18 protein-coding genes are annotated in these 19,995 nt (G+C 35.6%); 15 read left to right on the forward strand and 3 right to left on the reverse strand.

Going from position 1 to position 19,995, the window contains the following annotated elements; translation table 11 throughout:
* Nucleotides 1-130: 130 nt before the first annotated feature.
* Nucleotides 131-277 (reverse strand): hypothetical protein, encoded by a 147-nt coding sequence (locus tag NEOC84_RS07535; protein ID WP_166157528.1) that lies wholly within the window; start codon nucleotides 275-277, stop codon nucleotides 131-133.
* A gap of 939 nt (nucleotides 278-1,216) precedes the next feature.
* On the opposite strand from NEOC84_RS07535, the gene NEOC84_RS07540 reads away from it, so the two are divergent.
* The 4 genes from NEOC84_RS07540 (at nucleotide 1,217) to NEOC84_RS07555 (ending at nucleotide 6,073) form a co-directional block, all read left to right on the forward strand.
* Nucleotides 1,217-1,957, forward strand: a complete 741-nt coding sequence (locus NEOC84_RS07540) for a class I SAM-dependent methyltransferase (RefSeq protein ID WP_166157531.1) — start codon at nucleotides 1,217-1,219, stop codon at nucleotides 1,955-1,957.
* Entirely contained in the window at nucleotides 1,954-2,823 is an 870-nt protein-coding gene (locus tag NEOC84_RS07545) for a glycosyltransferase family 92 protein (RefSeq protein WP_166157534.1), read from the forward strand. Before NEOC84_RS07540 ends, NEOC84_RS07545 begins: the two co-directional genes overlap by 4 nt.
* 285 nt (nucleotides 2,824-3,108) lie before the next feature.
* Nucleotides 3,109-5,151: a glycosyltransferase gene (locus tag NEOC84_RS07550; RefSeq protein WP_166157537.1), complete on the forward strand. Its 2,043-nt coding sequence runs from the start codon at nucleotides 3,109-3,111 to the stop codon at nucleotides 5,149-5,151.
* A gap of 25 nt (nucleotides 5,152-5,176) precedes the next feature.
* The gene (locus tag NEOC84_RS07555; protein WP_166157540.1) at nucleotides 5,177-6,073 is read left to right on the forward strand and encodes an NAD-dependent epimerase/dehydratase family protein; all 897 of its coding nucleotides are present in this window, start codon (nucleotides 5,177-5,179) and stop codon (nucleotides 6,071-6,073) included.
* A 729-nt stretch (nucleotides 6,074-6,802) separates the two neighbouring features.
* Here NEOC84_RS07555 and NEOC84_RS07565 read toward each other — a convergent pair.
* Nucleotides 6,803-7,189 carry a type II toxin-antitoxin system RelE/ParE family toxin gene (locus tag NEOC84_RS07565; protein ID WP_166157579.1) on the reverse strand — a complete coding sequence of 129 codons (387 nt, stop codon included), beginning with the start codon at nucleotides 7,187-7,189 and terminating at the stop codon, nucleotides 6,803-6,805.
* Nucleotides 7,190-7,272: 83 nt separating this feature from the next.
* Nucleotides 7,273-7,905, reverse strand: coding sequence for a CPBP family intramembrane glutamic endopeptidase (locus NEOC84_RS07570; RefSeq protein WP_166157546.1), 633 nt, complete (start codon nucleotides 7,903-7,905; stop codon nucleotides 7,273-7,275).
* Nucleotides 7,906-8,298: 393 nt separating this feature from the next.
* Here NEOC84_RS07570 and NEOC84_RS07575 point away from each other — a divergent pair, with 393 nt between their 5' ends.
* The 11 genes from NEOC84_RS07575 (at nucleotide 8,299) to NEOC84_RS07625 (ending at nucleotide 19,863) form a co-directional block, all read left to right on the forward strand.
* Nucleotides 8,299-8,685 carry a hypothetical protein gene (locus NEOC84_RS07575; protein ID WP_166157549.1) on the forward strand — a complete coding sequence of 129 codons (387 nt, stop codon included), beginning with the start codon at nucleotides 8,299-8,301 and terminating at the stop codon, nucleotides 8,683-8,685.
* Nucleotides 8,686-9,016: 331 nt separating this feature from the next.
* Nucleotides 9,017-9,853, forward strand: coding sequence for an ABC transporter permease (locus tag NEOC84_RS07580; protein ID WP_166157552.1), 837 nt, complete (start codon nucleotides 9,017-9,019; stop codon nucleotides 9,851-9,853).
* The gene (locus NEOC84_RS07585; RefSeq protein WP_166157555.1) at nucleotides 9,854-10,669 is read left to right on the forward strand and encodes an ABC transporter ATP-binding protein; all 816 of its coding nucleotides are present in this window, start codon (nucleotides 9,854-9,856) and stop codon (nucleotides 10,667-10,669) included. It abuts the gene before it with no gap.
* On the forward strand, nucleotides 10,670-11,965 hold the full coding sequence (locus tag NEOC84_RS07590) for a glycosyltransferase (protein WP_166157558.1): 1,296 nt from the start codon (nucleotides 10,670-10,672) through the stop codon (nucleotides 11,963-11,965).
* The gene (locus NEOC84_RS07595) at nucleotides 11,949-12,896 is read left to right on the forward strand and encodes a glycosyltransferase family 2 protein (protein ID WP_166157561.1); all 948 of its coding nucleotides are present in this window, start codon (nucleotides 11,949-11,951) and stop codon (nucleotides 12,894-12,896) included. The genes NEOC84_RS07590 and NEOC84_RS07595 overlap by 17 nt, the downstream gene beginning before the upstream one ends.
* 69 nt (nucleotides 12,897-12,965) lie before the next feature.
* A complete protein-coding gene (locus tag NEOC84_RS07600) occupies nucleotides 12,966-14,234 on the forward strand; it encodes a hypothetical protein (RefSeq protein WP_166157564.1) in 1,269 nt (422 codons plus the stop codon).
* Nucleotides 14,231-16,069 carry a hypothetical protein gene (locus NEOC84_RS07605; protein WP_166157567.1) on the forward strand — a complete coding sequence of 613 codons (1,839 nt, stop codon included), beginning with the start codon at nucleotides 14,231-14,233 and terminating at the stop codon, nucleotides 16,067-16,069. The genes NEOC84_RS07600 and NEOC84_RS07605 overlap by 4 nt, the downstream gene beginning before the upstream one ends.
* Nucleotides 16,070-16,099: 30 nt before the next feature.
* Nucleotides 16,100-17,557: an MBOAT family protein gene (locus NEOC84_RS07610; RefSeq protein ID WP_166157570.1), complete on the forward strand. Its 1,458-nt coding sequence runs from the start codon at nucleotides 16,100-16,102 to the stop codon at nucleotides 17,555-17,557.
* The gene (locus NEOC84_RS07615; protein ID WP_166157573.1) at nucleotides 17,523-18,695 is read left to right on the forward strand and encodes a hypothetical protein; all 1,173 of its coding nucleotides are present in this window, start codon (nucleotides 17,523-17,525) and stop codon (nucleotides 18,693-18,695) included. Before NEOC84_RS07610 ends, NEOC84_RS07615 begins: the two co-directional genes overlap by 35 nt.
* A gap of 332 nt (nucleotides 18,696-19,027) precedes the next feature.
* Entirely contained in the window at nucleotides 19,028-19,396 is a 369-nt protein-coding gene (locus tag NEOC84_RS07620; RefSeq protein ID WP_166157576.1) for an IS630 transposase-related protein, read from the forward strand.
* 83 nt (nucleotides 19,397-19,479) lie between these two features.
* On the forward strand, nucleotides 19,480-19,863 hold the full coding sequence (locus tag NEOC84_RS07625; RefSeq protein ID WP_166157582.1) for a transposase: 384 nt from the start codon (nucleotides 19,480-19,482) through the stop codon (nucleotides 19,861-19,863).
* Nucleotides 19,864-19,995 lie beyond the last annotated feature (132 nt).

Below are 19,995 nucleotides of genomic sequence, written 5' to 3' on the forward strand. Positions count from 1 at the left end.
ATGTAGTCACTAGAAAAAAACGTCGACAAAAACCATAAGCTTTTAACAGTCAAAAGCTTGCTTACTACTGATTGGTTTTAAAAAAATGGAACTCCCGTTATAACTACTATTAATACTTAGGTAGAAAAATTTAAAAGGAGTTGGGCTCTAATCTCTTTAGCTCTTGTAAATAGGCATCCATCACAACCGTTGTCAGAGCAGCACTTTCCTGCATCGTCTCATCAAAAGCTCCTATGAGTCCTCTTAAGTGATAGACTTCCCTTTCAATTCTTGCCATCTCGCTGCTCACCTGATTTAAAGAAGCATTGCAGTGAATGATGGGCGGGAACAATCATAGTCTATAGGGGAGGAAATTTGGATAATTTTATTCCTTAAAAGAGAGGGGTAAATCACAAATAGTTTTATTAGAAAAACAAACTTAGACTTTTAAATGAGCTTTCTTTATTTCGTCAAGGAAATAGCGCTATATTTTTTTTAGATAAATTCTTTTCTTTTCAACTATATATCTAAACTTAATTTCTTTTTTAAGGTAGCAAGTTAGCCGATAAAATTGTGAAAAGCTAGCATGAGGAAAAGAGGCTTCCCCTAAGATGAAAGAGGGAATTGCTGAATGATTATACTTTTCTTGATTTTATTAAAATATCCTGGCAGGTGGGCTTATTACAAACAATCGAAGTTATAAAATGTAAAAGTCATAAAAAATCCTTCAAACGACTTTTTTAATAGAGCGATTGTCACTCTTTTACTAGTCATTACTCTAAAGGATTAGATATTTAATCTTTAATATGCCAAGCATCTTAAAACTTTTCATAGTCAATTTTTTATAGCTTGCTATATTCCCTGCCAGAGATGTTCTAAGGCTTGCTTTTACGTTACCTAATAATGCTTAAAGCGATAGGATACCAAGTAGGAGTACAGCTCTTCGGTTTAAGCAGCCTTCTTTTTGTGTTTTTATGAGGTACAACTAAAGAAGGTAAAATCCTCGATGGTTAGAAGCTAGCCAAATGCTTATAGCTGACAAAAGTTAAAACTTGAAAATATAAGTAAGCACAACTTTCCAGCAAATCAAAAACACCCCTCTCTTAGATATCTATAGATTTTTTTATCCTGCCAAGAAATTAGGGTTTTTAAACTTAAGAAATTCAGTAGACAAGTTTTTTATAGAAAATATAAAGTGCTTTAACCCTTATAACTTGTACTCATAAAGGAAATAATTATGCAGCATGTGAAATGGATAGTATTTTTAGTGGCTGTCTGTTGGGTTACCTTATTCATAGGCTTTAGATCTAATACTGTTCGATCTTTACTTGTGCTTCCTTCTAAAGAAATTGTAAGAGCTGGTGGATTCAATCATATCTTTCATAGAAGAAATGCTTTCCAAGAAAGCGCTTTAGCTCACAAATTACTAGATGGACTAAGAGGGATTGAAATTGGAGGTTCTGCCCATAATCCTTTCGGATTGAAAACTCTTAATGTCGATTATAGTGATGAGCTTTCTACACCCTTCAAAAGAGCAGAGGAAAAGGCAGCAGGGCATGCTTTGAAAGTCGATATAGTGGCTAGTGGAGATAATCTTCCTTTTAAGGATAATGTGTTTGACTTTGTGATCAATTCTCATGTTATTGAGCATTTTTTTGATCCTATAAAAGCTATCAAGGAATGGCTGCGCGTGGTAAAGCCAGGAGGATATATCTATATGATTATTCCTCATAAAGAGCGGACCTTCGATAAAAATAGACCGCGCACTTCCTTAGAGGAAATTATCTATCGTCATGAACATTTAACTGCTCCTGAAAATGATGATCATCATCATTGGTCAGTTTGGATAACTCAAGATATGCTAGACATATGCAAGCATTATGGCTGGGAGGTAGTAGCTGTCCAAGACATCGATGATAAAGTAGGCAATGGATTTACAGTAGTAGTAAGAAAAGGCGAGGAAATCAGAAACTTATGAAGCGTTTTTTAATTCTCTGTGGGTTGTTCTTCATCTTACAGACTTTAAATGCCGGCTACAAATATGAATTATCCAGTTGTGCAATTTTTATGGAAGATGATCTTCCTTATATGCCTGAATGGATCGAATTTCATAAGCATCAAGGTATCCAACATTTTTATTTATACAATAATGGACCTATCAAGGTATGGAAAACTTATCTAGATAAATATGAAAAGGAAGGCTTTGTTGAGGTAATAGAATGGAATTATGGTAGCCAAAACGTTATCGAATGGAATAGCATTCAAACTCAAGCTTACATGCATTGCTTGAAAAAAATCACCAAGGAATCTAAATGGTGTGCCATCATTGATACCGATGAATTCCTTTTTACACTGCCTTACAAAAATTTGAGAAAAGCTTTAAAAAATTATGAAGAATTTGCAGGTGTGGTAGTCAATTGGGTAATGTATGGAACAAGTAACGTAGATTATATTCCAGAAGGGCAAAAATTGACCGATCTATTGACTTTTAGAGGAGCGGTAGATGGTGATTTGCATGTTAAATCTATTGTTAAGCCTGCCTATGTGGTAGATATCATGGATCCTCATAGTTTTATCTACTCTGCCAATAAATTTGCTGTGAATGAAAACAAAGAGCTTGTTCATGGAGCTTTTACAGCAAAAAACAGTGTTAACATTTTTAGAATTAATCATTATTGGTGTCGAGATAAAAGCTTTTTAATCAACACTAAGCTTGCTCGTCGGCTAAAGTGGGGCCAGCCTATAGAATCTGTGTTGGAGATAGAAAAAGGATATAATCTAGAGCATGATGACTTAATTAAAAATTTTAATAATTATAATCCTCATGCCTCACTTGAAATTTAAGTTACTGATTGCTAAGGAATTATAAAAGTTAATTTTTAAATTTAAAATTTATAAATTATTCATATCCAAAGGCTTATAAAAAAATGGGATGAATATGGGTTATAACTAAAGAGGATCCAAATAAGGGAAGGCTTTAAAAAATTATTCGCAACAGGAGAAGGAGAAAATAGCGTCACCCGTTGACACGAACATGGCAAGCTGATAAAACAGATGCTTGTCCGGGATGAATACATTGTAAAGTTTAAATAAATTGACTCTATGAAAGCTCCTTTGGTGTCTTTAATTATGCCTATTTGCAGCCATTGCGACTACTTAGAGGCTGCCTTAAACTCTGTAGCTGAACAGACGTATGCTTCTCTGGAGGTTATTCTTCTAGACACCCATTTTACTCTTCCTTCCTCTTTTATCATTCAAGATTTTATAAAATCTACAAAATATAAATGCATTTACCTTCAAGAAAATTTTCAAACTCTTGCTGAAGCTATCAACAGAGGTTTAGGAATTGCTCAAGGAGATTATTTAACTTTTCTCTCTCCTCAAGACTATTTTGCGCCTAATAGGATAGAAAGGCTGGTAGACAAAGCTATCGCTTCTCAAACGCATTTTATCTTTACGCGCGTAGATCTAGTAGATCAAGATAGCCGGCGACATTGCTTTGATGCTTCTCAAAAAAGAATTTACGAAGAAAAAATGTTTGAAATTATCCACCTTGAACATATTGAAGAAGCTTTTATGACTTTTAATCTTGCCATGACCTATGGCAATATGTTTTTTTCACGTGAACTTCACACACGCTTAGGTGCTTATAGAGATTATAAATATCAAGGCAGTTTGGATTATATTGTTCGCTCTCTTATAAATTATGAGATCAGCTTTTTAAATGAAAATCTTTATTATTACCGTTATATAGAGGAGAAAGTATCCCAGGAGGAGATCGAGCTTAGCCATAAAGAGCGCGAAGAGCTTTATCTCAATTATTTTGTGGGTGTAAGCCGTGTCGCTCCTTTAAATAAAAATGCTCCTTCGCCTTATAATGGATCTAAAGCATTTCTCAAAGCCAAAAATGCGATAAATTTGGGAAGCATTTTGGCTCAGTTTATTTATACTCCTAAAATCGCCAGCTCTGATAGCCCGTCGGTAGATTTTAAAAGCAATTCTTCTCATTATGTTGGAAAATCTGAAAAGTTTACCCTTATTACCCATGATTTAGCGCCGGGGGGAGGGGGATCTAAGTTAGTTTTAGATCTTGCTACCTCTCTTAAAGGCCAAGGCTACAAAGTTTCTGTCATCTCCATGCATGAAGGTTCTTTGAAAAATGAATATAAAAAATTAAATATTCCTCTTTATATAGCTCCTGCAGGCTGCTTAAAGTGGGATGAACCTATCGGAAAATGGAAGCGTCTGGGGGCACTCATTTGGGTCACTCTTTATTTAAACCTAAGGGCTTCCTCCACTGTTATTGTTAACAGTGCAGCCAGCTCTGCTCTTGTGTTACCCCTTTTACTGTTTGCTCCTTTTAAAAAGATTCATTGGTATATCCATGAATCTTTTTCTCCTACTATTTATCTTAAAACCAACCTAGCTTTTCACTTATTAAAGAGGGTTAATCATAAAAAAAGATTCAATTTTTGGTTTGGATCGGAAAGCACGAAAAATATTTGGAACAGTATTTTAGATGTTTCAGGAAAAGTGTTATATTGGAGTGGGGTGAAAGAGAGCAGTGTATCTTTAGCTTCTCATAAACCTATCAAAAATCTTCTTTCTATAGGCTTTAGCACTCCTAGGAAGGGTTTTCATTTACTTGTCGATGCCTTTATTGCCTGTATAAAAAAAGAGTTAATACCCCAGGATGTGATTCTGACCCTAGTAGGCTTACCCTCCTCTTTAGATAGCTATAATCAAGACATCATTTTAAAGATTCTTAGCGCTAATCTACAAGAACGCATTCATCTTATCTCTTGTATCGAGATCCACCAATTGGATTCCTTTTACAAGAAAGCAGACCTATTTGTTCAATCTTCTGCGGTAGAGTGTTTGCCCTTATCTCTTTTACAGGCTATGTCTTTAGGTGTTCCTATTATTTCTACCGATGTGAATGGATGTTCGGAAGCTATTGTACATAATTATTCCGGCTACTTATGTCGCTCTTTTAGTGCCCAAGCTTTAGAAAAGGCTTTAGTGGAAGCTATTAATCATCCTTTGCGAACACGTCAATTAGCGCTCAATGCCCACAGAACCTTTAATGAGAAATTTTCATTAGAAATGACTATCTCGAAAATTAAAGAAGAACTATCGTTAAAAGATAAATCTTTAATGAACGACCTATAAAATCAATTATTTTAAATGAGCGCCTATGATTGCAATTACGGGCAGTACAGGTTTTATAGGAAATTATCTCTGCAAGTTTCTTCCTCTCCCTCATAAACGCTTTGTTCGTCAATCTATTTCTACCATCCCTTCCCCGCAGCAGTTTATAGGAAATCTAAACAATCCTGTAGATATCAATAATTTTGTCCAACAGGCCGACGTTTTGATCCATTTAGCTTGGGTAAACAATCCATGGACCTCTGATAAAGATATTTTTTCTGATATTTCTCATAATCTTTTATCTTCTCTTACCCTTTTTGAAGCCTATGCCCAAGCTAATCCCCAGGGTCATATTATTTTTGCAAGTAGTGGAGGAAATATGTATCAAAAGAGCTCTTTAGTTTCTCATCAGGAGTCAGATCCTCCCTATCCTTGGAGTAGCTATAGTATTAATAAACTAGCGGTAGAAAATTATTTAGCTTTATTTTGCAGAAAGTATGGAATTCGGGGGACTGTATTGCGGATAAGTAACCCTTATGGTGCTCTTCTTCCTTCTACGCGTACAAATGGGCTCATTGGGGTCATTTTTTCCAAATTAATAGATAATTCCACTTTAAATATTATTGATTCTCTTTATAGCATAAGAGATTACATTCATCTAGATGATCTTTCTCACGCTTTTCATTTAATCATTAAAAATCCTCCTGAAAAAGCTTTGATGCAAGTCTTTAATGTGGGCTCCGGCCAAGGAACTTCTTTAAAAGAAGTTTTAGACACTATAGAAGCAATCTCTAAAAGAAAAATTAAGGTTAACTTGTGCAATAATAGCTGTGAGCCTACTTTTAGCGTTTTATCTCCAAAGCTAATTAGTCAAACTCTTAACTGGCATCCAAAAATAGAGTTAAAAGAAGGCTTAGAGAAAATGTGGGCAAGTATTCATTAATTACAAGCTGACCTGCTTTAAGCTCTGGCATCAATATTTTCCTAGCCAAAAGTGAAATGAAAGGGAATTACAAGTACCTGTATAACAAAAAGTAGCTAAAATTTGAGACTTGGATTTAGCTGCTATAGAGCTTTCTTTAGCAAGAGGGCGACCTGCTCTATAGCACTATAAATTTTTTTCTCCTATTAATCCAGTTTGTTAATGGGCGAGCTGTTACGCCAAACACCTCACGAGCTGTAGCCATTGAGCCGCCATTCTCTATATAATTTAAAGCTTTTTTTCTTAAATCATGGAGGGATGTCATGCCGCTTGATCATAGTATCCTCAGAAAAATAAAATTTAGATAACCATAGAGCCAATTTAAGTAATAGAAAAATTTTCGCTAATTAATATAGTCTACCCGAACATCTCAATGTTGGAGGAAACCGAGGATTTTCAAAAACCTACTTGGCTAATCCCTACATTCTGGAAAGCAGGCTCGGCTTTTAATGGGAAAAACGACCATGAAACTATTACAAGTATAGAGGCTTAAAAATTTGAGGAGCATAAAAACCTTTGTCTACAGTTTCTAAAAGTCGCAGCGCTGCAGGGCTTGGAACATGGGTTCTAGATTCCCAAGATTGAACTGTCTTTACGTTTACATTTAAGGCTTTTGCAAAAATTCCTTGGGAATAAGGATTTTTCTCTCTGATTCTCTTAATATCGATAGTTTTATATTTATTTGGAGGCTCAGGGATTTCGATAAGCCCCGACTTTAAGCGTAACCTTTCTTAGTATGAGTGCTAGAACTTCTTCAAGCCCTTTAAATAACTTACTCATTTTTATTCTTTTTTTGATTGCTTTAGCTATTTGTTTTAACTCCACTTTCTCTTCTTGAGATAAATTTTCTTGCTCATTTTTTGAATAAATGAACAATGAGAAAAGAATCACTCGATCTTCTATATTTAAATAGCCTACTCTAAATCCACCCTTTTTTCCTTTAGGAGTTGATTTCAAGTGAGCTTTCCTTATTCCTCCTGTTCCAGTAATTACATCCCCTTGCTCTGAGTTTTCGGCTAAGCTTTTTTTGAAATCATCGATATCTTCTATCTTACCGAGGAAAATTTTTATAGAGATGCCAAGGTTGAATTAAGGAAAAAATACTTTTCGCCACCTTGCTTACAAGGAGATTAATAAACTAGGATTTTAGTATCAGCTATTTAATTGCGCTGCCTGAAAATATAAGTACACCCATTATAAACCGCGTGGGTAAAGATGGCAGGCCCTAAGCCCCATTTCCATTGTACAAGCCCACATGTCGCTCCCACTGCTAATAATCTCAATTGTGCTGCAAGCTGAGCATCATTGTGAGCCATTGTAAATGCATAGGTGGAAAAACATACACCCACTAACTCTGTTAGGGGGGTATCCAACATAACATTAAATTTTTTATCTAAAAACCGATTGAAGTGAGGAAGTCCGACTTGTATGATAAGATGAGGCATGCACCTAAAAACCAATTCTTCGATAATAGGAGCAACTAACACACAACCTACCAGCTCCTTTCCTTTGTCAGTGCTAAAGAATTTAGTTTTTAAGCTTGAACGCTGGCACGCGTAATCTATAGTTTTAACGCTTATGTTCTCAAAAACAACAATACTCTCATTCATGCCTGCATTAAGGGGCTTCCAAATTTTATCTTTTACACAATCTGGCACTCCACTCCAGAGGCTACACCCTGTCCGTCTAAAAATTTGCCTTCCACAAGAATACAGAGTAGGAGTAATGGGATAAAACAATAATACGCCTGCTATGCCTGCCATTGTATAGGAAACAACATTGGTAGAATTCATATTAAACTCTTTTGTGAAGTTAAAGTTAATATTATTATAATAATATAAATAATTTAAAACAATAAATCTTTTATATAAAACAATAATTAATAAATGGAGTTTATTTGATTATAAAAAGTTCTTAGAAAAATAAGATTAATTTGCACCCCCCAAAAAAAATTTATCGCCTGAATGTAGAGATTTTATAAGTATAAAATTTATTGAATAAAACTTAAGCCGATAGCTTATTAAGATAATAATCCTTCTATTTCCTACCTTTTTGTTTTCCCTGCCTATATTTATCCGATAGAAAATTTGGTGGAAAAAAACTATTTGATAGGTAGATAATTTAATATGGATGTATAATTCTATTTATATATAATCAATCTTTGGTCTATAAAATAAAGATAAACTATGAATTCAATCCTGGAAGAAATAAAACAAGACTTTATTAAACCTGCTTTTGAAAAAAAAGCGCTTCAAGCTACGGCGCGCGAGTGCGGCTATGATATTAATTTAACTTTTTCCCCTAAAGAAAAAGAGATTCTTATTAATCATTTTGTTAAGTCTCTTTTAAAAAAAATAGAAGACCATTACCAAAAAAACAGTGAATTTGCTTCGATCCGTGTCAACCTCTCAGGAAAGGTGGAAAAAATCACTCGAAGAAAATTTGAGAAGAAAAATATATGCATTGTTTCTGAAAATTCTAGAGATTTTCATGATCAGTCACTTGAAGACTTTTTTCCTGTTTTTGAAAATGTTTTGAATTATTTAAAAACTTGGAGAAGGTACAAGTACTGAGAACTCAATTGAGATTCAGATAATAAATAGGTCTAGTTTTTCAGTAGAAGAATTTTCTATCCTTGCTAAAAAATGGCGAGGATAAAAATTTTTAAAGCACCTTGTGCAAATAGCGTTGCTTATAAAACTACTTCTTAATCTGGAAGAAGCTTAGCTGGTTACCATTTCAGGCCACCCACCATCCCAGGATATCAAAGAGCCCTTCGGTGGATTTTAAAGAATTAGAGCGAGAGATAAGAGCAGAGAGGCTCTTGTTAAAAGTACTGTATTAAAACAAGCGAAGCGTCTAAAATAACCTTTTTTATGCCTTTTAATATTGTCGTTTTGATTTATGAACAAGCCTACGAAGCCTTTTTTATTGAGAATCAATCCTCATATAAGACAGACCCAATATCTTAAAGATTTAATCGACTATCGGGAACTTTTATATTTTTTTGCATGGCGCGATATTTTAGTGCGCTACAAGGAAGCTTTTTTTGGAATAGCTTGGGCAGTCATTCGCCCTCTCATCAATATGGGAATTTTTGCGCTGGTGTTTGGGAAAATCGCCCATCTCTCCTCGGGAAATATCAACTATGCTTCTTTTGTCTTAGCCGGTTTGCTTCCTTGGCAATTATGTTCTAATGCTCTAGTAGAGGGCTCAACGAGTATTCTCCATCATGCCAATCTAATCTCTAAAATTTATTTTCCTCGTATCATCATACCTACCGCACAAATTGCTGTACATTTTGCAGACTTTCTCATAGGCATGATTTTGTTATTCTTTTTTTGTTTTATTGTTCAGCCTTTAAATTTTGCCACATTGATGGGTTTACCTATCTTTATTATGCTTGCTTTGCTATTAAGTGAAGGAGGATCTCTTTGGCTTTCCGCTTTGACAGTAAAATTTAAAGATTGTAGGTTTTTAATTCCTTTTGTTGTCCAAATTGGCATGTTTATTTCTCCTGTAGGTTATAGCAGCAGCGAGATTTCTAGCCAATGGATCTGGCTATACTGCTTGAATCCTATGGTAGGAATTATAGATGGGTTCAGGTGGTCTCTTTTTGGCTTTACCTACCCTCATTTGGTTTATTCCATCGCTACTTCTGCTGTTGTTACGCTTATTTTAGTAATTACCGGTTTTCTTTATTTTCGTAAAATGGAACGCTCTTTTGTGGATAGGTTGTAAATGGGTAATTTAAATATCGTTGAAGTAAAAAATGTTTCGAAAAAGTATACGATATTTCATGATCAACCCCCCTTAGGGCAAACGACACTGGTAGAAACATTGGCTACGCACGGACGTCGTTTTTGGAAGAGAATGAGGGGCCATAAATGCCGAGCAGCAGCTGCAGAAGAAAAGCAAACAGAAGAATTTTGGGCCTTGAGAGATATTTCACTAGCCATAGAAGAAGGTGACCGATTTGGAATTATTGGCCGCAATGGTGCAGGAAAGTCTACCTTGCTAAAGTTGCTCTCACGCATCATCATGCCTTCTGACGGTGAAATTTTTCTTCGAGGAAAGATCTCCAGCCTACTGGAAGTAGGCACAGGCTTTCATCCTGAATTGACAGGAAGAGAAAATGTCTTTTTAAATGGTGCTATATTAGGAATGAGTAAACGGGAAATTGCTCGAAAATTTGATGAAATTGTGGAATTTGCAGAGATTGAAAAATTTTTAGATACGCCCGTCAAGCGCTATTCAAGTGGGATGTACACGCGCTTAGGATTTTCCATAGCCGCTTATTTAGATCCTCAGGTATTGGTCCTAGATGAAGTATTAGCGGTAGGCGATGCCCCTTTTCAAGCTAAATGTATAAAAAAAATGCGTGAGCTGGCATTGAGTGGCAGAACAATTATTTTTGTCAGCCATAATATTCATTCTTTGTTAGAAATCTGTAATAAAGGAATTTATTTAGAGAATGGGCGACAGATTGAGGTCGGTTCTATAGAAAGATGTATAAAAGCCTATGAACAAAAAATTCAAGGAAACCTGACGAGTTAAATGGTAAGAATACTTTTAAATTGTTTAGATACCTTGGGAAAATCAATGGCGGGACCGGCCATTCGTTATTGGGAATTTGCGCACGCACTCGCTAAAAGCCATCAAGTGACGCTACGTGTTCCTAATCAAACTGATCAAGTCTCTACCAACTTTACGATAAGCACAGGTCCCATCCAGTTTAAAAAGATAGATGTTATCATCACTCAAACTATCGACCCAAACCTTGCCCTCCATGCTAAGCGTCATAAAATTCCTCTTATCTATGATGCCTACGACCCTGAACCCTTAGAGCATTTAGAAATTTTCAAGCCCTCAGCACTTAAAGTAAGAAAACATCTTAATCGTGCGATTATCCATACTATTAATTTCAATCTACGCATGGCTGATGCGGTGATTTGCGCCAATCATCGGCAAAGAGATCTATGGATAGGTGCTTTATTAAGTTTAAGAAAAATTTCCCCTAGCATTTATGATCAAGATGAAACGTTACATAAACTAGTAGGCATCGCCCCTTTTGGGATTCCTTCCCGCCCTGCTATTCAATCTAACAGCGGTTTTCGCGAAAAATTTAACATTAAAGCTTCAGATAAGCTTCTCTTATGGGGAGGGGGCATTTGGAACTGGTTTGATCCTTTGACTCTTATTCGTGCGGTTAAGGAGCTATCTAAGCAAAGAAGCGATATAAAGCTGGTTTTTATGGGCATCAGGCATCCTAATGCCAGCATTCCTATCATGAGTATGGCTAATAAAGCAATTAAGCTAGCGGAAGACTTAAAAATTAAAGATCAGTTTGTTTTCTTTAATGAACAATGGATACCTTATGAAGAACGTGAAAATTTTCTTTTGGATGCAGATATTGGGGTATCCACACATTTTGAGCATTTGGAAACTCAATATTCCTTTCGCACCAGGCTCTTAGATTATATTTGGGCAGGCTTGCCCCTGATTACTACTGAGGGTGATGTCTTTGCAGAACTCGTCTTGAAAAATAAAATTGGCAAAGTGGTACCTGCACAAGATATTCAGGCTTTAGTTTTAGCGATAAGCCAGCTAATAGATAATTCAGCTGAAACGCTAAGAATAAAAAGCAAGCTTAAAGAACTAAGGGAGCAGCTTGTCTGGGAAAAAGCTGTAGTCCCTCTTGAAGAAATTATTGAGCATTTAATGAATAATCCTCTTAAAAATTATTTTGCTTATGATCTTGCCAAAATATTTTATTATCAGCTTCAAAAATGCCATCCTTGGAATTTAATAGAAAGATGGTGGGTAAGGCGGAATAATGGAATCAAAACCTAGCTTTTCTAACCATCGCAAGGTTGATATCCTGCTGGCCACTTATAATGGAGAAAGGTACTTAGCAGAGCAAATAGAGTCTTTGTTAAATCAAACCTATCCTGCTATTCATCTTTTAATTCGAGATGATGCTTCTATAGATAATACCCCCTTAATTATTAAAAGCTATCTTTCCAAGTTTCCTGATAGGATAACCTTTTTCCAAGGTAGAAAGCGTCAAGGCGTGAAAGCTAATTTTTCTCAGCTGATGAAAGCTTCAACCTCTTCTTATCTCATGTTTTCTGACCAAGATGATGTATGGAAGCCTAATAAAGTTGAAAAATCTCTTTCTTGTATGCTAGCCATGGAAAATCAGTATGGGGAACTTCCTTTGCTAGTCCATAGCGACCTCACCGTGGTAGATGAAAATTTACATCTGTTGGACCCCTCTTTTTGGCATTATACTCATCTTAAGCCCCATCATTCTTCTAGCTTAAATAGATTATTAACTCAAAATGGAGTGACTGGGTGCACGATAATGATCAATCGCCTCCTGAATGAAATGGCCAGGCCCATCCCTCATGAAGCTTTTATGCATGATTGGTGGTTAGCTTTAACCGCCTCGGCATTCGGCCAAATAGGGGTCATTAATGAGGCTACTCTTTACTACAGGCAACATTCCACAAATACATTAGGTGCGCAAAAATTTTTTAATTTCTATAATATGAAAAAAAAATTGCATAAATGGCGCCAGACCGATGAAAAGAAATTTCAACAGGCTTTAATTTTCTATCAGCGCTATCAGAAGTTGCTAAGTCTTTCGCAACAAAAGATTCTAAAAGATTTCTTAAAGCTTGCTCAGCTTCCTTGGATGAAGAGAAAAAAAACAGTTTATTGTCATGGGTTTTTTAAGCAGGGATGGGTGCGAAACCTAGCGGATTTTTTCTTAGGGTGATAGGGGAAAGCAGCTCCTCACCCTTAAAAATACCTTATTCACATTAAACAATGCTTATAGAGAGCAGGTATGCTAGCAAATGCCAATTTATTAAAATTTTCTTTTTGGGTATGGCCCTATTTTGCCATGCTCGTCATAGGCTTAACGTTTCCCTCAGACGGTAACCATGGAATGATGACTCCTAAAAGTGGGTTATTCCTTGGGTGTTTTTGTTTAATGATTTTTTATAGCTTTTTTAGAATGCGTTTGACAATGCATCAACTGCGCCTCATCTGTTTTGCTTGCATTTCCTTAAGTTTTTTGTTGATTTGGATGTTTATTGGTCATTGGCAAAAAAATGAATGGTTAAATAGCGGCTTCGATCAATTTAAAATTTTTTCCATCACCATTGCGACTGTCATCATGACGTTGAATCTGGTGCACGAAGATTTAACTACTAAAGAAAAAATTTTAAAAGCGATTATCTATTCTAATTTTGCCTACTCAGCCATTAAAGTGGCCATAGTCATTCTCCATGTTTTGAAAATTATAGACATGTTTCATTTATTAGAACTTTTAGGGATTCGTTATATGAGCATGGCCATGCTTCAAGGTAACTTATCCCGTTTGCAAACCTCAGTAGATATTATCACTCCTTTTTTACTGCTCTTCGTATTACAAGGTCATCGATTAAACTTAGGATTAAGTAAAAGCTTTAAGGGATTATTTCTGCTAATTACTTTGCCTGCGATTTTTCTTAGCTTTTCACGCTTCCTCTATGGGGTGGTGGGAATAAGTATAATTTTATACGCCTTTACCTTAAGCTTTAAAGGATTTTTCAGAATGATGATTTTAACCATTCTAGTCGCTATTTTAGGATTAAGCTGGATAGGAATAGAAAAAGTACAAATTCTTATTTATGAGCGTTTTTTTAGCTATGATAACCAGATGTCTGACCAAGTGCGCGTAGATCAGATTAACGCCCTAATGGAAGAGCTCGATATTTATCCTTTATTGGGGAAAGGTCTTGGAGGATATGTGGAAAAGTTAGTAAGAGGGGGTGATTTGCACCATTCTTATGAAGTTCAATGGATTGCTTTTCTGATGCAATTTGGAATCTTAGGCTTTATTATTTTGATGATGCCGGTAGGCATTATAGCTTACAAACTATTTGCGCCGCCCTTTAATCGATTAAAGCTGTCCTTTTTAGGTCTTTTTGGTGTATGGCTTCTCTCTGGGTTTACTAATCCTTTTCTTATTTCTTTAACAAGTGGTATTGTTTACTCAATGTTTCTATTGGTAAGTGATATATTAAAAATACCCTCCCAGTACGAAAAGGGTCGTTGTGAGCTTGTATGATGAATAAAGTGAAAAGATTGGGTAGGATTTCTGCTAAATACTTAGGTGTCTCCGCGAGATATTTATTACGCGGTTTTCAAAAAAAATGCTTTTCTTCTTATTTACTCTCTTATTTTAAGCAGCATTTTTTATATATAGAAAAATTCACTAAACATTTAGAGGAAAATATAGAGCTTGAGGATAATCAATCCATTAAATGGAATAGATTAAAAGAAACTGTGCAAGGCTTGCATGCTCTCCTTCCAGACAATAACAGATTTTATTACTCTATCTTAATTGATGCGACCCACTGCCCCAAAAAGTATCTTAAGCAAACCCTTAAAGCAGCTTTAGACCTAACAGCTCCCTATAAAGAAATTTTATTAGCTATTTCCAAAGAGTCGCAGAGCGAAATAGAAAAATTACTCAAGCATTTTATTCCTAACGAGTTGGTCAGCTTAAAGGTATTTAATTTTGAAAAAAATCTTCTGGCAAGTGATGTGATGAATGCTTTAGCTAGCTTCTCTGAGGGCAATTACTTGTTTATCTTGCCGGTAGGGGATTGGATGAGGCCTGATCTACTCTATCGCTATGAGCAAACTCTTAATTTTATGGCTGCAAAAGATTTTACTGTATTGTTTTGTGATGAATATCAGATCAATAGTCGCTGCATGCCCCTTCCAAAGACTCGTACACTTAAGCCGCAACAGCCTTGTTTTCCCTACATATTTAATGATGATTTAGGACATACTTTACTTATTCCTAAAAAGCTTTGGGAAAAAATTGGAGGATTGCTTAAAGAAAGTGAGGGAATATACACTTTTGACTTACCTTTAAGATTAGATGCAGCCGGGGCTTTATTTCATAAAGTGCCTTTGCCTCTCTATGCAATTAGAGAAGAAAATAAAATTAAGCAAGAGACCCATTATTCAACTTTGCCTGCGTTAAAAAATATTCTTAAATCTTTTGAAAATTATTCAAAAAGTAAAAAATTAAACTGGCATTGGACGCCCGGCTATTCCAAATCTAGCGTAAGGGCCATCCCTCAACTTCTTAGCATTCCTGAAGTGCATGTAATCATGCTTTATAAAGATCATTGTCGTCTCACCTTATCTGCTGTCAGCCATATCATGAAGCAAAAAAATGTCCGCGTGAAAATGACTGCCATTGATAATAATAGCCAAGACTTTTCTATAGCAGAGAGATTGAAGGAGTTAGGGGTAGAAGTTATTCGAATAGAGGAGCCCTTTAATTATTCACGTTTAAACAATAGGGCGGTTAGAGAAACTAAAATAGCTAAAGATATAGAAAATATCCTTTTCCTTAACAATGATGTAGACTTAGATGCCGACGGTTTAATAGAGATGTGCCGGTGGATCGAACAGCCTGGAATTGGATTAGTCGGTTGCCGTCTAAATTATCCTAATGGCTTATTGCAGCATGGAGGTGTGATCATTGAAGCCTCAGGAGCCGCTTTTATGAAATCTTGGCACCATGAAGAGAGGCTTGAAAAATTTCACCATCTTAGGAAAACTAATTTTTTAAGAGTATCAGCAGCCGTTACAGCTGCTTGCTGCATGATTAAAAAGAAGACCTTTCTTGAAGTGGACGGATTTGATGAGATATGGTTTCCTGTAGCTTTTAGTGATACTGCCCTAGCAGTTAAAGTGCGTGCAAAAGGGCTGCACTGTTTATATACTCCCTTTGCAGTAGGAGTTCATCATGAGAGCATTTCTCGTAAGAAAGTCAATATAGAGGACTATGAGACTTTGTCCTGGGTACATCGTCGATTTGTGCAGAAATTATGGGAGAATGAAAAAATTCACTTCGAAGATCTTGAAAAGACAGAATATTAGAGAGATTATTGAAAATAAAAATGAGTGAAAATGTTATTTAATTCTTATTTTTTCATCTTTATCTATCTTCCTATCGTGGTAGCAATATTTTTTGTTTGCTGCTATTTTCACCTCAAAAAAGGTGCTCAGCTATTTTTGCTAATCAGTTCTTTAATCTTTTATGCTTACTGGGATGTGCGGTTTGTTCCTTTATTATGTGCATCTATTTTTTTTAATTATATAGCAGGCAATCAGATATATAATGCTTCTACAAGCCAATTAAAAAAGCTTTATCTATTATTAAGCTTAGCATTCAATCTGGCTCTTTTACTTTATTTTAAATATCTTAATTTTTTTATTAGCAGTGCTAACTATTTTTTATCTTCTGAGGTAAAATTATTAGATATCATTCTACCCCTAGGAATCTCTTTTTTTACATTTACTCAAATAGCCTATCTTGTAGATGTTTATCAAGCGAGGGCCGTTCCGGGAGGGTGGCGCTCTTACAGCCTATTCGTAACAGTTTTTCCTCATTTAATCGCAGGTCCAGTCTTACACCATAAAGAAATGATTACACAATTTGACAACCCTGCCAACTATCAATGGTCTAGTTACAATTTTGCCCAAGGAACATTTTTATTCGTCATAGGATTAGCCAAAAAAGTCCTCATTGCTGATGCCATGTATGGATATGTCACCCCGGTTTTTGATCAAAATCAAACTTTAATCCCTTTTTTACAAGCCTGGATAGGGGCCTTAGCTTATTCTATAGAGCTTTATTTTGATTTCTCCGGCTATTCAGATATGGCTGTTGGATTAGGGCTCTACTTTAATATTCAATTGCCGCTTAATTTTAACTCTCCTTATCAAGCCACCTCAATGATTGATTTTTGGCGCCGGTGGCATATCTCGCTCTCTAATTTTTTGAGAGATTATTTATATATACCTTTAGGAGGTAACAGATATGGAGAAACCCGTAAATTAGCTAATCTGCTAATTACTATGCTCCTTGGTGGGGCTTGGCATGGAGCTAATTGGACCTTTGTAGTATGGGGCCTCTGCCACGGTTTTTTTCTTATGATTAATCATTTATGGCGCAAGCTTAATGTTAATTTATCACCTCTTTTAGGACAGCTGCTTACTTTTTTTTGCGTCGTAGTGGCTTTTGCTATCTTCCGCTCCCCTGATTTACCTAGAGCTTGGATGATATTAAAGGGATTGTTTGGCTACAATGGAATAATCCTTCCTGAGAAATATGAATATAGCTTAGCTTTTTTGAAAGCTTATGGAGTGGCTTTTGAAAGGCTTCATTTTTCCAATGTACGCCTCTATGATTTGCTAAAAATTTTAGCCTGCCTGTTAGCTATCTTATTACTTCCCAATAGCATGTGGTGGAAAGAACGTTTTATAAGATATCCTATTTTAGCGGGATTAGGCTTAAGTGCGCTTTTTATTATTTGCCTGATAGATTTGAATGCAGTCACAGAATTTCTTTATTATCAATTTTAATATGTCTGATAAAAATCCTTGTCTCTTTATTATTACTTTTTTTATTTCTAGCCTATTTGCTCTTGTTTCTATTGTCTCCTTTAACTATTTAATAGACCCTTTTGATTACTTTAAGTCTCCTCTAATTGTTGGATTTAATGATAAAAAATTAGAGAGTACACAGGAAAGGTTTGATAAGGCAGCTAAGATTATAGCTAAAAAGCCCACAGCAATCATGTTAGGATCCTCACGGGTACGTGCAGGTTTTCCATTGACCTATTATAATCAATTAGTTGGAGGGCAAGCTTATAAAGCTGCATTCTCAGGAGCTCGCTTTGATGAGATCTTTGGCTATTTTGAACATGCTTTACATAACCAACCTGATCTGAAAGCAGTTTTTCTTTGTTTAGACTTTTTCGCATTTGCAAGCAATCTGGAACCTGTAGCAGAGTATAGGGAAGATCGATTGAGAAGGGCTTCTCTCTCTTTTTCTGACTGGGCCCAGTGCTTATTGTCACGAAAAACTATTAAATTTAGTTGGTCTACTTTTAAACACAATGTAAATCCTAAAAAGCTAGAAGAGGTGGCTGGCTATTATGTTAAGATTGATGAAAATGATTTCATCCTTCTTAATCCAATAATCGTCGAAAACCCTGTGCAATTTTTGAAAGAAGAGAAGAGGTTAATCTTCAATAATTATGAAATTGATGATAAAAAAGTGGCTATGTTTAGAAAGCTTGTGCGGAGGTGTCAGGAAAACAATATTGATTTGAAAGTAGTGTTTAGTCCAGCCCATGTTTACTATTGGGAAGCGCTTTATCAAGGTAATTGTTGGAAAGCTTTAGAAAATTTGAAACGCCAGCTAAGTGCTATTTACCCTATCTACGATTTCTCCGGCTTCTGCGCTTTTAATCAAGAAGATTTATCAATAGGTAACTCTAATAGACGTTTTTTCGAGGTCTCTCACTTTACCCCTTTGTATGGGCAAATTATACTTGATCGTGTGTATGGGAAAGAAAATAGGGATCTAGAGGCTGGTTTTTTATTAAATCCGCAAACAGTTGAATTACATCTAGCAAAAATACGTAAGCAAAGGGATGACTGGGTAGGAAAAAATGCTGAGATGGCTATTTGGCTGCGAGAACAATTAAATATTTAAAATAATAGCTTTTTAATGTTATTTAAAGAAAATCCTTGTCTAGAGCCTAGAAAGGGAATTACTTTTTCTCCGAGCTCTTTTTTTCCTTAAAAAGGAGCTATTTTATTAAATATGATTGTGTAAGAAGCTAATTAAAAGGCTATAGGCAGCCCTATATACTAACACTTACTCTTAAAAAAACAGATCCTTCATAAAAAGCCATGAAGAAAAATTTGCCTTAAAAAAAATAGTTTTTCTTAAAGCTTATAATCTTAAAAATTTAAGTGCAATTAGCCAGGATATATAGGTATATAAATTCTATTTTTCTTAGGATGTATGTATAATCGATTAGCATGGTATATTCACACGATTTAAGAAAAAAAGCTTTGAATTATATAGAGAATGGCGGCTCCATGGTCACAGCTAGTGAGGTGTTTGGCGTAACAGTTCGCACCTTAACAAACTGGATTAAGCGGGAAAAACAAGGTTGTCTAGCTCCTAAAAAAAGGCGGCAGAGCCCCAGTAAAATTGATAGTGAAAAGCTAAAATTATATATAAAACAAACTCCTGATGCCTATCTTAGGGAAATAGCTGAGGCATTCGGAGTGACAATAGCTGCAGTTTTTTATGCCTGTAAAAGACTGAAAATCACTTTAAAAAAAAGACACCCTTCTACAAGGAAAGAGAGGAGAATAAGCGAGAGGAGTTTAGACAAAAGCTAGAAAACATTCCGGAAGAAAATAGAGTTTACATAGATGAAAGCGGGATAAATGCTTACTTACAGCGCTAACACGCAAGATCACTAATAGGAGAAAAGATTTATGGTGCTATAGCAGGTCGTTCATTTGCTAGAGAAAGCTTTATAGCAGCTAAATGCAAGTCTAAAATTTTAGCTCCTTTTTGTTATACAGATACTTGTCATTCTCTTTTGTTTAACTTTTGGCTAGAAAAAATATTGATACCCGAACTTAAAGTGGGGCAAGTTCTGATTATGGATAATGCTACCTTCCATAAATCGCAAGCCACTCATGAGCTTATCAAAAAGGCAGAGTGTGAGATTTTATTTCTACCGCCTTATTCTCCAGATTTAAACCCTATTGAAACCTTTTGGGCTAATTTTAAGAAGATCGTAGCAGCAAACTTAAGTAAGTCTTCGACTCTTGCTCCGACCATTGATTACTTTTTTTAAGTATAGGTGAATGATAAGAAATTTAAACCACTATAAATAGTCCAACCTGATTTACCCTAAAAAACTCCATCATTGCATCAATTTTAAAAAGAAAAAATGTAAATTTCCTTTTAATGGTAAGCTAAAAAAGTG

Source organism: Neochlamydia sp. AcF84 (assembly GCF_011087585.1).
Lineage (GTDB): Bacteria > Chlamydiota > Chlamydiia > Chlamydiales > Parachlamydiaceae > Neochlamydia.